The sequence below is a fragment of the Marinomonas sp. KMM3893 genome (assembly GCF_004352855.1).
GTDB classification, from domain to species: domain Bacteria; phylum Pseudomonadota; class Gammaproteobacteria; order Pseudomonadales; family Marinomonadaceae; genus Marinomonas; species Marinomonas arenicola.
Window position 1 is genome coordinate 126074 of the sequence record NZ_SJSC01000005.1, and the last position, 13881, is coordinate 139954.

The 13881-nt window shown below is 44.7% G+C and carries 13 protein-coding genes; 5 read left to right on the forward strand and 8 right to left on the reverse strand.

Annotation, left to right across the window (positions count from 1 at the left end):
• Window positions 1–80: 80 nt before the first annotated feature.
• Complete coding sequence (gene ribA, locus E0D71_RS13060; protein ID WP_133003756.1) at window positions 81–695, reverse strand: GTP cyclohydrolase II; 615 nt, start codon at window positions 693–695, stop codon at window positions 81–83.
• Between the two features lie 79 nt (window positions 696–774).
• A complete protein-coding gene (locus tag E0D71_RS13065) occupies window positions 775–1248 on the reverse strand; it encodes an Lrp/AsnC family transcriptional regulator (RefSeq protein WP_133003757.1) in 474 nt (157 codons plus the stop codon).
• Window positions 1249–1437: 189 nt separating this feature from the next.
• Between E0D71_RS13065 and leuA the strand changes: the two genes are divergently transcribed.
• Window positions 1438–3111 carry a 2-isopropylmalate synthase gene (gene leuA / locus E0D71_RS13070; RefSeq protein WP_133003758.1) on the forward strand — a complete coding sequence of 558 codons (1674 nt, stop codon included), beginning with the start codon at window positions 1438–1440 and terminating at the stop codon, window positions 3109–3111.
• An 89-nt stretch (window positions 3112–3200) separates the two neighbouring features.
• Here leuA and E0D71_RS13075 read toward each other — a convergent pair whose 3' ends face one another.
• Both E0D71_RS13075 and ppiC read right to left on the reverse strand, forming a co-directional pair.
• The gene (locus tag E0D71_RS13075) at window positions 3201–3626 is read right to left on the reverse strand and encodes a TIGR01244 family sulfur transferase (RefSeq protein ID WP_133003759.1); all 426 of its coding nucleotides are present in this window, start codon (window positions 3624–3626) and stop codon (window positions 3201–3203) included.
• Window positions 3627–3653: 27 nt separating this feature from the next.
• Window positions 3654–3932, reverse strand: a complete 279-nt coding sequence (gene ppiC, locus E0D71_RS13080) for a peptidylprolyl isomerase PpiC (RefSeq protein WP_133003760.1) — start codon at window positions 3930–3932, stop codon at window positions 3654–3656.
• A 92-nt stretch (window positions 3933–4024) separates the two neighbouring features.
• Here ppiC and E0D71_RS13085 point away from each other — a divergent pair, with 92 nt between their 5' ends.
• On the forward strand, window positions 4025–4822 hold the full coding sequence (locus tag E0D71_RS13085; protein ID WP_133003761.1) for a response regulator: 798 nt from the start codon (window positions 4025–4027) through the stop codon (window positions 4820–4822).
• 39 nt (window positions 4823–4861) lie between these two features.
• Here E0D71_RS13085 and E0D71_RS13090 read toward each other — a convergent pair whose 3' ends face one another.
• The gene (locus tag E0D71_RS13090; protein ID WP_133003762.1) at window positions 4862–6097 is read right to left on the reverse strand and encodes a response regulator; all 1236 of its coding nucleotides are present in this window, start codon (window positions 6095–6097) and stop codon (window positions 4862–4864) included.
• A gap of 189 nt (window positions 6098–6286) precedes the next feature.
• On the opposite strand from E0D71_RS13090, the gene E0D71_RS13095 reads away from it, so the two are divergent.
• The 3 genes from E0D71_RS13095 to E0D71_RS13105 all read left to right on the forward strand — a co-directional run bounded on the left by E0D71_RS13095 (window position 6287) and on the right by E0D71_RS13105 (window position 10726).
• A complete protein-coding gene (locus E0D71_RS13095) occupies window positions 6287–6574 on the forward strand; it encodes a YkgJ family cysteine cluster protein (protein WP_133003763.1) in 288 nt (95 codons plus the stop codon).
• Window positions 6571–8244, forward strand: coding sequence for a L,D-transpeptidase family protein (locus E0D71_RS13100; protein ID WP_133003764.1), 1674 nt, complete (start codon window positions 6571–6573; stop codon window positions 8242–8244). Before E0D71_RS13095 ends, E0D71_RS13100 begins: the two co-directional genes overlap by 4 nt.
• Window positions 8245–8605: 361 nt before the next feature.
• Window positions 8606–10726 carry a methyl-accepting chemotaxis protein gene (locus E0D71_RS13105; protein WP_133003765.1) on the forward strand — a complete coding sequence of 707 codons (2121 nt, stop codon included), beginning with the start codon at window positions 8606–8608 and terminating at the stop codon, window positions 10724–10726.
• Between the two features lie 88 nt (window positions 10727–10814).
• On the opposite strand, the gene rlmM is transcribed toward E0D71_RS13105, so the two are convergent.
• The 3 genes from rlmM to E0D71_RS13120 form a co-directional block, all read right to left on the reverse strand.
• Window positions 10815–11867 (reverse strand): 23S rRNA (cytidine(2498)-2'-O)-methyltransferase RlmM, encoded by a 1053-nt coding sequence (rlmM, locus tag E0D71_RS13110; RefSeq protein ID WP_133003766.1) that lies wholly within the window; start codon window positions 11865–11867, stop codon window positions 10815–10817.
• A 41-nt stretch (window positions 11868–11908) separates the two neighbouring features.
• A complete protein-coding gene (locus E0D71_RS13115) occupies window positions 11909–12580 on the reverse strand; it encodes a TIGR01621 family pseudouridine synthase (RefSeq protein ID WP_133003767.1) in 672 nt (223 codons plus the stop codon).
• 90 nt (window positions 12581–12670) lie between these two features.
• Entirely contained in the window at window positions 12671–13765 is a 1095-nt protein-coding gene (locus E0D71_RS13120) for a GGDEF domain-containing protein (protein ID WP_133003768.1), read from the reverse strand.
• Window positions 13766–13881: the final 116 nt, after the last annotated feature.

Genomic DNA, 13881 nt, shown 5'->3' on the forward strand with positions numbered 1-13881 from the left:
GGACACAAAAAAGGGCTTTTTGAAAAAAGCCCTTTTTTTACACCTCACGCTTCGGCCGGTGTACCAGCCATCTGCGCGCTTTATTCATCGTCAAACACAAGCGTATGCTGCTTACGAGCCGCTTTGGTGTGTAGATAGGAGCGATTATGCTGGTTTACATGCACTTTGGTTGGCACCAATTCCGCCACTTCAATACCATGTTCCTTCAACTGCTTTGCTTTATCAGGGTTGTTGGTTAACAAACGAATTTTCGTCACACCCAATGACTTCAGCATTTCTGCGGCCACGCCAAAGTCACGACCGTCTTCTGGTAAATGCAGCATTTCATTCGCTTGGTAGGTGTCATAGCCTTTATCTTGCAGGGCGTACGCGTCTAACTTAGCGTACAAACCAATGCCGCGTCCTTCTTGGCGCAAATAAAGAATGTAACCGCCTTCCTCATTAATACGGTCTATGGCCTCATCAAGCTGCTCACCACAATCACAACGCCCAGAGCCAAAGACATCCCCAGTCAAACATTCAGAATGCAATCGCACCAAAGGCACTTCGTTTTGAGCCTTTGCGTTTTTTCCCTCACAGAAAATACCAATGTGCTCTTTACCTGATTCATCTCCATTAAAAGAAATAAAATCAGCCATTACGTCGCCCGCTCTTACAGGAATTGTCACTCGACGTTTAACCGTTAACTGACCCATTGTCTCTATACTCTCTTTGTAAAATAATGCTTTATATGCGTGCATTATAAGTACTTTTCAACATACAAACTAAGGAAAACTAGATTAAATGATCTAAAGGTAAAGAAGTGCCGTCTTTGACACTGCGCAATAGAAAACTCGACTGCACTCCTGTCACCCCAGGAATCCGCGTTAACTGACCCAACAAAAAGTCATGGTATTTCTCCATATCCTCCACCACCACCTCTAGTAAATAGTCACAATTTTGCCCCGTTACCAGGTTACAGTTTCGAACTTCGGGAAAACCATTCACTTCCTCTTCAAACACGCCAAAGCGGTCTGGTGTGTGCCTATCCATGCTAATCTGCAAAAAAGCCGTTAACTTCAACCCCAAACTTGAGCGCTTTAATAAGGTAACCTTACGATCTATGATGCCACTTTCTTCTAACGCTTTTACTCTTCTCAAACAAGGCGATGGAGACAATCCCACCCGATCCGCCAACTCCTGATTAGTAAGACCAGAATCTTGCTGAATCTCCTTCAATATACTCAAATCAATCTTGTCAAACTTCATAAAACCACCATTTTTGTCCGATTTATCCAAATACTAGCAATATACTGCCAAACAATATGTGATTTTTATTAAAAAACGCAATCTTTTACCCCAAGTTTTTCGTTACTATAGAAACATAGAAAAGCGCCTATTCGAGAAGCGCATAACACACAGGGGTTTACCGACCCTCAACCAGCAAGGACCTACATCATGACGTCTTTTGACCACACTAAGTACACGCCATTCAAACCAGTGGCGATTCAAAACCGCACTTGGCCTGACCAAGAAATCACTAAAGCACCTATTTGGTCTAGTGTTGACCTGCGCGATGGCAACCAAGCACTGGTTGAGCCAATGACTGTGGAACAAAAGAAACAATTCTTCGCCCTACTGGTTGATGTTGGCTTTAAAGAAATCGAAGTGGGCTTTCCTGCTGCCTCCCAATTGGATTTTGATTTTGTACGCTGGTTAATCGAAGAAGACCAAGTGCCTGACGATGTCTACATTCAAGTATTGACCCAAGCACGCCCAGAATTGATTGAACGTACTTACGAATCCTTGAAAGGCGCTAAAAAAGCCATCGTTCACGTTTACAACTCCACCTCGACCACTCAGCGTGAGCAAGTGTTCCGTATGGACATGGCCGGCATCAAAAAAATCGCAGTAGATGGTGCCCAGTGCGTCAAAGACCACGCCGCGAAACACCCTGAAACAGAATGGGTATTTCAATATTCACCAGAGAGTTTTACCGGCACAGAAATCGATTACGCCATTGAAGTCGTCGACGCGGTTGCTGATGTATGGCAACCAACACCTGACAACAAAATCATCATTAACTTGCCTGCTACTGTCGAGGTGTCCACACCTAACCGTTACGCAGATCAGATTGAATACTTCTGCCGCAACGTGAAAAAACGCGACAGCATGATAGTCAGCCTACACACTCACAATGACCGAGGTTGTGGCGTTGCCGCTGCAGAACTAGGCGTGATGGCGGGTGCAGACCGCATTGAAGGCACCTTGCTAGGCAATGGCGAAAGAACAGGCAACATGGACATCGTGACTATGGCGATGAACATTTACAGCCAAGGTATTGATCCAGAGTTGGCACTAGGCGATATGGACCGCATCATAAGTGTGGTTCAAGCCTGCACCTTACTACAAGTTCACCCGCGCCACCCTTACGCAGGCGAATTGGTGTTTACTGCTTTCTCTGGCTCTCACCAAGATGCCATTAAAAAATGTTTGGCCAATCAGACTGACGACAAACCTTGGGATGTGGCTTACTTGCCAATCGACCCTCGCGACGTGGGCCGCAGCTACCAAGAAGTGATTCGTGTAAACAGCCAATCAGGAAAAGGCGGCATCGCTTACACTCTTGAGCAAGAATACGGCTTGGCATTGCCTCGCTGGTTGCAAGTAGAATTCAGCCCTATCGTGCAGCAATTTGCTGAAAAAGATGGCGGCGTTGTCAACGCTGAATCCATGAAGGATCTGTTCGAAAGCAGCTTCGTAACGGGCACCAGCCCTTACAAACTTGGCCGTTATGACCTTGCAAAAGAAGAGGAAGACACCGTTCGCGCAGAATTGCTTAGCGACAGCGGCAGCGTGAAAATCAGCGGATCTGGCAATGGCGCCTTGTCTGCCTTCAGTGAAGCACTAGGCAATCACTTTAACATGCGAGTGGATATCATCCAGTATCAAGAGCACGCATTGACTGTTGGCAGTGACTCTCAAGCCATCGCCTACGTTCAAGCCAATATTAATGGTGATCGCTTTAACGGCGTAGCAATAGATAACGACATTGTGTCTGCTTCTATTCAAGCCTTGCTTGCTACAGTGAACCAGAAGACACTTCAAACCCAAAACGCGGCGGTTGCTTAATAAAGCAACGCACGTGTCGACATAAAAAAACCGCTTCCATGTGAAGCGGTTTTTTTGTTTTAAAGAGCCGTTTTTTAACTAATAGCGACTTATTTAATTAATGGCTGCATGGCTGGCTCACAACGAGAAAGATCAAATCCTTTGCCAGCCACCAAGGTTTTGAGGTCGTTATAATTTGCCCCTTGGGCAGTATTTAATAGTACCCACAACACAGAAGAACGGGTGCCTGTACGGCAAAATGCCAAGGTTTTTTTCTCACCCGCCAATGCGGCGACCTGAGCGTCCACTTCGGATTCACTCAAGGTCTTCAAATCAACCGGATTATGAACATACTCAAGCCCCAATTCCGCAGCGGCTTTTTCCAATTCAATAGACAAGGGCTGATCATCCACCTCATGATCTGGGCGATTATTGATAATGCTCTCAAAGCCTAGCGCTTTTAGCTGAAGCAGATCTGCAACCGCAATTTGTGGCGCGACAAAATAATTACTCGCCAATGGGATTGGGTTATCCATCGTTATTCTCCTTCGTGTGTGATGTGATTAAGATCGGTACAATACTTTTATCAGATGAAAACCAAACTGAGTTTTGATGGGTCCCTGCACTTTCAACAAAGGGCCACTAAAAACCGCCTTATCAAACGCCGCAACCATATCGCCTTTACGAAACTCCCCAAGGTCCCCACCTTTTTTACCTGACGGGCAAGTAGAAAACTGCTTAGCCAGCTTATAAAAATCCGCGCCTTTATCCAGCTTTCCTTTAATGGATTCTGCTTCTGCTTTGGTTTTTACCAAAATATGACATGCACTTGCTGTCGCCACCCTTCTCTCCAACTCAAATATTGATCAAACTCGCATTCTAACGTATTTGATGTGATAGGATGAGATTTTACACCAAATAAGGCGACTAGGCTGTGGAACCCTATCTAGAAATTCAAGATCTCTCTCTTTTGCTCGTCGAACCTTCCGACATGCAAAAAAAAGTCATCGCCAAAGCACTTGAAGAATCCGGCATTAAGCACATTGAATTTGCCAACAACATCGAAGAAACTCTCGCACTGCTGGCCAGCTTTCCACCAGACCTGATTATTTCAGCCATGTACCTTCCTGATGGCACAGCGAACGAGCTAATCGACGCCATTCGCAGCAATGAAAGGACAGAAGAACAATGCTTTATGCTAGTGTCGAGCGAGAGTAATCAGCACAACCTAGAGCACTTAAAACAAGCGGGAGTATTGGCCATTCTGCCTAAGCCCTTTACTAATAAAGACCTCAAAAGAGCGATTTATTCGACATTGGATTTTATTCTAGAAGAGGAAATCAGCCTAGAGCTGTTTGATCCACGAAACTTACGAGTTCTCGTGGTGGACGACAGCGTCATGTCGCAAAAGTACGTCAGCCGCACCTTAAATGCCATGGGCATAAACCACATACAGGTAGCCGATAATGGCCAGCAAGCCATCGAACGTCTAAATTGCGACGATTTTGACCTTATTGTCACAGATTATAATATGCCAGAAATGGACGGGAGAGAGCTGGCGAGAACCGTTCGACAATCAACCGAACTTGCCCACATTCCCATTCTAATGGTCAGCTCCAACGCCGGCGACAGCCAGCTGTCAAACATTGCCCAAGAAGGGGTAGATGCGATCTGTGGGAAACCCTTTGAGCCTAGGGTCATTCGTCAGCTATTGGCGCAAATCTTAAATTAGATACCCCATTAAACCCAGCAGCGCACAGAAGCCTCGGCGTTAACCTGCAACAATCTGGTTACGGCCGCGGCTTTTGGCTTCGTATAAACGCGCATCAGCGATCTTAATCGCCTCTTCTAGGCCGCCATCCTGGGTTACAAACACACCAATACTAGAGGTCATAGGGATCTTAGCTTCGGTGAAGGTCATTGCCCTCAGCGCGGACATAAAACTCTGCAGTTTAGCATCAAAAGACGCCCCGCCTTCATCAATGACGCAAAATTCCTCCCCACTAAATCGAGCCACCAGCGCCTCGGGAAAAGACAGCAGCATCTGCTCGCCCATTTCTTTCAATAAGGCATCGCCAACCATAAAGCCATAAATGTCGTTCACTTGCTTAAAAGCGTCTAAATCGATCATCGCCAGCCCCACGCCCTCTGGCTTGGCGGCTTGTTTATCAAAAAACGCCTGACCTTCATCAAACAGATAACGGCGACTTCTTAAGCGCGTTAAGGAATCAACCGCATCCATATCACGAATGGTTTCTAACATTTCTTGGGACTCTAAGTTTTGAATCACCCGACAATGAAACTCTTCATGATAAAATGGCTTTTTAATGAAGTCATTCGCGCCCATTTTAATAAACCTTGCCGACAAGGCATTATCTCCCTCAGCCGATAAACCTATGATCACCAAGTCTTGGAAGCGAGTATTCTGACGTAACATTCGAACCAAATCATAGCCGTTAATGAGCGGCATATTATGATCGGTGATCAGTAAGCGAATATCAGGATCTGACTCCAACATAGACAAGGCTTCTTGACCATTTTCTACAGCAATGACGTTAAAACGGTATTGTTCAAGCAAGGCTTTAATAAACAAACGACTGGTCGACGAATCTTCCGCTACTAAGGCTTTAATTGATTGGTTTTTCCTGAGGCGTTCAATCACACTGACGACATGATTAAACGAATAGCGGCTGTCTTTTGTGATGTAGTCCAAGACCCCTTTGTTCAACAAACTTAAGCGCAGCGCATCATCATAGGTGCCCGTTAACACCACACAAGGGATCGAAAGCGACAACACAAGATCGACGATCTCCCCATCTACGGCATCTGGTAAATGAAGATCCACAATCGCCGCAAAAAAAGGCTCACTTCCTTCCTCAGTTAACACCAACTTTGCTTCTTCATAGCTGGCGCATAACACAGGTGAAAAAGAGGCGGTTTGCGACAATAAATGCTTTAAAACTTTTAATACAACGGGGCTATCTTCAACCACTAAAATTTTGTTCATAATGATAATAACAACACTTCACTAAAGGAGGACGTCTCAGGTCGATTTACACACTTATTTAAAGCTTTCCTATTGCCCTATGCTTGGGATACTTTAAAATAGTATATAAATGCATAAGTTTTTGAATATTCTATCTATTTACATAAACTTACTTGCTTATTAAGCCATTTAACAGGGTATCTCGCCGATATGCAATGTCGTTCTCACTGCGGTGCCTGTTGTACAGCACCTTCTATTTCATCCCCCATTCCAGGGATGCCCAATGGGAAAGCCGCTGGGCAGGCATGCATTCACCTTCTAACCGACTATCGTTGCGCCATTTTCAATGACCCATCCCGCCCGAAAGTGTGCCGTGATTTTAGCGCCGAAGCGATGATCTGTGGCAACAGCAGAGAAGAAGCCTTGCAAATTATCACCTCGATTGAACAAGCCACTACCCCAACGGACCACCATGTCACTGCTAGGAGCACCCTATGACGCTTACGCTGAAACGCCCCATCACACTCTTGCTACTCTGCCTCATGCTGAGCGCTTGCTCCACCACCAATACCGGCAACCGATTAGTGGTTGAGCCACCCAGCGAATCACAAATAAAAAGCAGCGTTAAAGACCAAGTCAGCATGATGCTGAACGCGTTTACCCCGGTTGCGGGCCAAGCACTTCCTAACAACACCGTTTTATCGACGTATGCTGAACGCGGCTATCGACCTATTTGGATACAAGACAAGCACATTGTGCCCTCTATCTACAAACTGGTCACCATTTTAGAAAAAGCGAACAGCCACGGCCTTAATCCAATTTACTATCATGTCGGCATCATCAAGCACTATTTGTCGCTAAAGTCCCCAACCACACAACAGCTAGCGGAAATGGACGTCATTACAACCATTGCCCTGTCTAGCTATGCACACGACATCAGCAATGGCCGCTATGAGCCACAACTGATTGACCCAAACTGGCAGCTTGATGCACCCAGTCGCGACTGGAAAGACCTACTTTCTTTAAGCACCGCGGGTGAAATGGTTGACTCTCTGCCGCTGCTTGCTCCGCGAAACCCTCAATATCAAGTGCTACAAAAGTGGTTAGTCTATTACCAACAACTTGCCAAAAAAGAAAAAGACATTGTCGTTCAACCAGGCTCAGCACTCTCAATAGGAGACGAAGGCCCTCGCGTTTCACAACTCAGAGCAAGATTAGTACAACTAGGCGACATTCGCTTCTCCACACGCAAAGTAGACGAAGACAGGTTTGATAAAAAACTAAAAGAAGCCTTACAAAGTTTTCAGCATCGTCATCACTTAAGTGCCGACGGCGCGGCTGGCGCAAACACCATTCAAATGCTCAACGTTCCGCTCAAAAAACGCGCCGAAGAAATCGCCTTCAACTTAGAACGCTGGCGCTGGTTACCCAATAAATTAGAAGCAAACCGCATTTGGGTCGACCTGACCAACTACTCAGTCGACACCTACCTAAACGGCAATCGCACCACCATGAAAACCGTGATTGGCAAACCAGACAGAATGACACCTGTGTTCAAAGGCACAATGACATACATGGTGGCCAACCCTAGCTGGCGCATTCCGCACCGTATCGCAAGAGAAAACTTATTGCCTAAGCTTCAAGCCGACCCAAATTACTTAGGCAAACACGGTTTTCGTGTATTCTCAAGCTGGAGCATTGGTGCAAAAGAGCTAGACCCGACACGCATTAATTGGAAAAACATTGCCCCTGAAGACCTTTCATTCCGCTTCGAGCAAATCCCCGACGAAGACAATGCTCTGGGTTCCTTCAAATTTATGTTCCCCAATAAAAATGAAATTTACTTGCACGACACCCCAGCCAAGTATTTATTCAGACGAACCGATCGCGCTTTCAGTTCCGGCTGTATTCGCCTCGAACACGCGGCGGCGTTTGCGAAAAACATCACCAACAACAGCCCCCAGGCAAGCGTGCTTGCTAGTGTTATGAAGAGCAAGAAGAGCAAAGTCATCACACTGCCAACTTACATCCCTGTTTACATCGTCTATTTTACCGTGGTACCCAACGCCAACGGCATGCCAGAATTTCGTAACGACATATACCACCGCGACGAGCTAATGGAACGCGCCATGGGCTACAAGGCATTTCATGTAAAAGAGTCTCTCTAGACAATAAATAACCAGAGTCTTATAAATTCAAAGCCCCCTCAACAGACAAATAAGGCCTATTGAGGGGCTCTTGCAATAACCGCTAATGCGAACCTCCTAACTCCCCCCAACTAAAAACATTAATTTTCTTAATCTAGATTTAATACAATTCACAAAAAAAACCTAAAAATATTGACAAAACAATGAGCTCCATAAAAAAAGATAGAATGAAACAGACACCATCTTTACAATCCCTGAACTTTTTTGCGCCAACTTACATTTCGTATTCACAAGCAAAAAAAGGAAGTTAATAATTACCGCGATATAGCGTGGTGACTTCCTAACAGCCCACCTATTTGACGCTATATCAAGGAACTCAAGAATGAAGTCAATTCAGTTAAAGATATCACTGTTTACAGGCTTAGCGACTCTCGTCGCGATTATTTGCCTCTCCGCTTTTTCAATAACATCCACTCAAAGCTTACAAAAAGAAGTGCAAGAACACACTCAAAGTGTTGTCCTGCAATTATTCAAAAAGCAGCTAGAAGCTCGTCTTGAAAACAGCGCCGCCCATGTTGCCGCTCTTTTCCAAAGAGCACTTATCATTAACGATGGGATTGCCCGCAGTTTTATTAGTTTAAAAAAGACCGCTCAGACATCGAGCGATGATTACAATCTACGCAACGATTTCAATGCAATTTTAAAAGACGCCTTAGCAAAACGACCTAAAATCTTAGGGGTCTATAGCCTATGGGAACCCAATGCTCTAGACAACAAAGATGAAGAATACAGAAACAAAAAAGCGGATGGCTATGATAATAGCGGGCGCTTTATACCCTATTGGACACTTTCAGGAACAGGTACTCCCAAAGTAAAAGCGTTAATGGATTACAATAATTACAACAAGCCAAATGGTATAGACCGTGTTGGTGAATACTATCTTTGCCCAAAAGACCGCCATACTAGCTGCCTAATTGAACCCTACTCTTACCCAATCAATGGAGTAGACACCTTACTCACCTCAATTGTTACTCCAATTCTAATCAATCAAGAGTTTGTCGGTATTACTGGGATAGATGTGTCATTGAAAAGCCTTGAGTCCATTGCCAAAGAACTTAGTGATGAACTTTATAATGGTGAGAATCGAGTCTTTATTGTTAGCCATCGAGGCGCTATCGCATCAGACAGCCTAGGCCAAACAACAGGTAAGAATATTCGAGATATTTTTCCAGATGCCTCAAAAAAACTGTTAAATACAAGCAATGATAGTAACTTGGAGCTAATCAGCAGCCCTGACAACAATAGTTTTCAAGCTAAAGTAGCCATTAATGTAGGAGACAATATCCCTGATTGGTATTTATGGGTGGATGTACCTAAAACGACTGTTTTAGCAGACCTTACCACCTTAAACAAATTTACCAGTGACAAACAATTTCAACAAAACATACTCTTTGTTCTTGCTGGGTTACTCATTATAGTACTTTCCATTGTTGCTATTTGGTGGCTGTCAAAACAAATATCTCGACCTATCGTAAACTTAACTAATTTTATGGAAAAAGTCGCCGAAGGAGATTTTAGACATAGACTGGAGAGCAAATCGAACGATGAATTAGGCCAACTAAGCGATGCTTGCAATCAGTTTCTTGACCAAATTCAACCACTATTGACACAAGTGGTTTCATCAAGCGATCAAATTGCGGAAAATGCAGATCAATCTGCTGCCATTTCTGCAGAAACACTAGAAGGCGCAAACAAACAACAGGATGATGTTATTCAGTTAGCTTCAGCAGTGACTGAATTAAGCGCAACCGCGCAAAACGTTGCCGAGAATACAATAACCGCTGCAGATGCCACCGCTGAAATTAAATCTAACGTGGCACAAGGGCAACAAGTACTAAACCAAGCAAACCTTTCCATTGAATCTTTGGCAAAAAACGTACAAGCCTCCAGCCAAGTCATTAATCGGGTTAGCAAAGACAGCCAAGAAATTCAAACCGTTATGGACGTAATACAAGAAATTGCCGAACAGACAAATTTACTTGCACTAAATGCCGCAATCGAAGCGGCACGAGCTGGCGAACAAGGCCGAGGCTTCGCCGTAGTCGCAGATGAAGTTCGCTCCTTAGCAAAACGTACTCAGGAATCAACTGCCGAAATCCAGAGTAAAATAGAGCGACTGCAAAACAGCGCCCTAGAAGCCGTCAATTCTATGCATATTGGCAGCGAAAGAGCCGCTGAGTCTGAACTAAGAACAACAGAAGCCAACCAAAAACTGAAAAATATTATTTACAATATCGACGAACTTAACGACCTTATCATTCAAGTGTCTAGCGCCGCGGAGCAACAACGAGCGGTAACAAACAGTATCAGCAACAATGTTAACAATATCACCGCAATTGCCACTCAAACGGCCTCTGGAGCAACCAACTCCAACGACAGCAGCCAACGACTAGAGTCTCATGCAACTCACCTCAAAACACTAGTAGCAGAGTTTAAGCTTTAACAAGTTAACCGTTGCAGGCCTGAATATAACAGCTGCCACTTAGTGTGGCAGCTGTTAACTTATCAAGGCTTGAATCCCAAAAGAAAGGTTAGTGAGCAATAATACACACGGTGATCTCTTCTCGGTCATGGTACAGATGCTTGGCCTGAAACTGATAACCAACACCGGCTTTTTGCAACTGCTTTTCAATCAACCCAAGACACAATACCACTTCTTGATAACGCTTTTTCATCGGCAATTTCAAATTAAAAATAGCCCGACGAGTCCAGCGACTAGCCAGCCATTTCGCCATCAACTCAGCCACCATGATGGGTCTTTCCACCATATCGCACACTAGCCAATCTACTGTGTAAGGCGGCTCAAACTTGAAGCCATCGGCTTTTTCATGATCCACCAAGCCTGTCGACATAAGCTCTTTTTGCATAGGGCCATTGTCTACCGCGATCACGTTAATGCCACGTTTAACAAATTGATACGTCCAACCACCTGGCGCAGCACCAAGGTCAACCGCCGTCATGCCTTCTAGCAAATCGGTGTCTCGCTTATGTTCAGGCACAAACTGCAAGAAGGCTTCTTCTAGCTTCAGCGTAGAGCGACTAGGCCCTGCTGCTGGGAAACGCAAACGACGAATGCCCATTGGGAACTCACTGCGACAGGCCGCATAAGACACCCCTAAGTAAGCACTTTCGCCATCCAATAAAAAAACATGATGGCGCACGCCAACCGCTTTATTACGCAACACACCAGATTTTTTCCAACCCATTTTTAAAGGCTTATCCAGTTTTTTAATTAACCCAGACAAGGCTTTTGCGTCATTTGTGTCGGCGGTTTCAATCCACACTTCTTCTGCAAGAGGCAATTGACGAGCCGCGTCCAACAAGGACTCCACTCGCGAGCCAGATTCAAACTCCACAACCTCATTAATCGCGATCAACTGACGCACAAAAATAAGACGGTTAAACGACAACTGCTTAATTAACTCTTCAATCGTATCCGTCTGATTAAAGCAATAGACCACATAACCCGCGTTTGGAACGACTTTAGCGTAGCCATAAAACCCTTTCTCAGACGACACTTGTGCCAACTCAGCGGCACAATCTTTCTCAAAACCCGGTCGGCAATATGCCAAAATATTTTTCATTTACTTTCCTACCCCAAAGCCACATCAGACTTGGGTTACATTTATTGACCTGACGGCCATTTTAATGACGTTTCCTGAAAGTTCGACTCTAGAAACTCACAAAACGCTGAACTGAAATGCTCCCCTACATTAGGAGAACAACGAAACTCTTGCTTCACACCTTGCCACATAAAACACAAAAAATAGGCATGCAAATAACCACGATCAGAAGGCTCACCGCCATAACGTTCATCACCAAGAATGGGCGCACCCACACTCTTTAACGCGACACGAATCTGATGTGTTTTACCGGTTAACGGCCTTAAAAAGAAAACCCGTTTGCCCTCAAACGCAGCGGAAAAAAACTGCGTCACAGCCAAATTCTCAAGCCCCTTGGTCAATTTCCACTGACCTCGTCGACTCGGCGCCATACCACCACGAACCGCCCCCTGTTTCTTTTTAGGCTTACGATTCGAAATCGCCACGTAGCGCTTTTCTATCAAATGCTGTTCGAACATATGGCCAAATGTGACCGCTGCCTCATGATGCAAAGCAACCACCAGCAAACCTGAGGTTATTTTATCCAATCGATGCACTGGGTAAAACACGTGAGAAGGATAATCACGCTTTAACGTCTGTATAACCCCTAACGTGTCTGATTCTCCATGAAAACTCATGCCTGCAGGCTTATTTACCAACCAAAAATCATCACAGCGGAACACTATGTCTAACAAAGAAGAACCTCAAAAAAGCGAAAATAAAAAAAGCCAACAGAGTTATCCCCAAACTTAGTGGACAACTCATTTGTCAATGGCATTCAAACATTAAAATGTGGGTTGTTGAGCAATAACGCGATTACGCCCTGCTTTCTTGGCTTGATAAAGTGCGGTATCCGCCAGCGCCAATACGTCTTCATAACGTTTGGTTTGGCTCGATATCGCCGCCAGACCAATACTTACAGTCACAGGAATAACGATGCCTTTTTCGGTTGTGATATAAGTGTTTTCAACCGCTTCACGCAGCGAATCCATTTTTTGTTGCGCCTCTGTTAGCGTTGTATTGCCCATAATAGCGACAAACTCTTCGCCGCCATAACGACCGATGGCGTCACCTTTATTTAAACAGGATTGCATAACCCCAGAGATCTCACTCAGAACCAAATCTCCGGCATCGTGACCAAAGGTGTCGTTAATGCGTTTAAAGTGATCGAGATCCAAAATAGCAAACACACAGGGCTGATGGTAATACATCGCCTCGGTGTACATGGTCACCGCATTCGCCAATACTTTGCGGCGATTAGCCAACCCAGTAAGCTCATCTTTCTCTGCTAGCACGCGCAAATAATCGTTCACTTTTCGCAAACGCGCGATCACCACATTGATGACCACAGCCAACGTAAACAAGGTCCATAAAAAAGTCAGAACAGCGGTCAATCCCTGGTCGGCATTGCTCATATGCACGCCTTCTAGGGGAAAGATCTCACAAGCGGTAAACAACATCACGGACAATAAAACCACACCATAACGCATGATCTTCTCATCGGGACGAAACGCCGTAAACGCATAAGCAGCCACTGTCACAAACAACCAGTGGAAATCACTACCAGGCCCAAAAAAATACAAACTTGTAACAACAATTTGCACTATGGTGCTGAAGGGAACAATTAATTTAACAAGAGAGAAGTAATGTCGAGAATGCAGATAAAAACCGAACAGGGAGATGACCATGAAAATGGCGTAAAAACCAACAACCCAGAAAGCCTGCTGCAGCGCAAAAACAAGCATCATGCCGGCATCCGTCACGCAGAGCAAAGCTAAGGCTAAATTAACAACTTGTTTGTAATTTAAATTATTTGCTGAGCCTTCTGAAATACCGAAATTGAGAAGCTTTTCCAGCCAATTGTTCTTTGAAGGTGGCACTTTATTCCTAATCTAATAAAGGCTTCACAAAAAGACGTACTATCATGAAGAACCGCGCTTGATATTTTTATTGCTTAAATTCTACCTAAAAAGCGCGATTTTTCCTACTCATTAGC

What these genes read in the sequence shown, in the direction of transcription:
- leuA (WP_133003758.1), top strand. Translation starts at nt 1,438, where the DNA reads ATGACGTCTTTTGACCACACTAAGTACACGCCATTCAAACCAGTGGCG.
- E0D71_RS13090 (WP_133003762.1), bottom strand. Translation starts at nt 6,097, where the DNA reads ATGAACAAAATTTTAGTGGTTGAAGATAGCCCCGTTGTATTAAAAGTT.
- E0D71_RS13105 (WP_133003765.1), top strand. Translation starts at nt 8,606, where the DNA reads ATGAAGTCAATTCAGTTAAAGATATCACTGTTTACAGGCTTAGCGACT.
- ribA (WP_133003756.1), bottom strand. Translation starts at nt 695, where the DNA reads ATGGGTCAGTTAACGGTTAAACGTCGAGTGACAATTCCTGTAAGAGCG.
- E0D71_RS13075 (WP_133003759.1), bottom strand. Translation starts at nt 3,626, where the DNA reads ATGGATAACCCAATCCCATTGGCGAGTAATTATTTTGTCGCGCCACAA.
- E0D71_RS13065 (WP_133003757.1), bottom strand. Translation starts at nt 1,248, where the DNA reads ATGAAGTTTGACAAGATTGATTTGAGTATATTGAAGGAGATTCAGCAA.
- E0D71_RS13095 (WP_133003763.1), top strand. Translation starts at nt 6,287, where the DNA reads ATGCAATGTCGTTCTCACTGCGGTGCCTGTTGTACAGCACCTTCTATT.
- rlmM (WP_133003766.1), bottom strand. Translation starts at nt 11,867, where the DNA reads ATGAAAAATATTTTGGCATATTGCCGACCGGGTTTTGAGAAAGATTGT.
- E0D71_RS13100 (WP_133003764.1), top strand. Translation starts at nt 6,571, where the DNA reads ATGACGCTTACGCTGAAACGCCCCATCACACTCTTGCTACTCTGCCTC.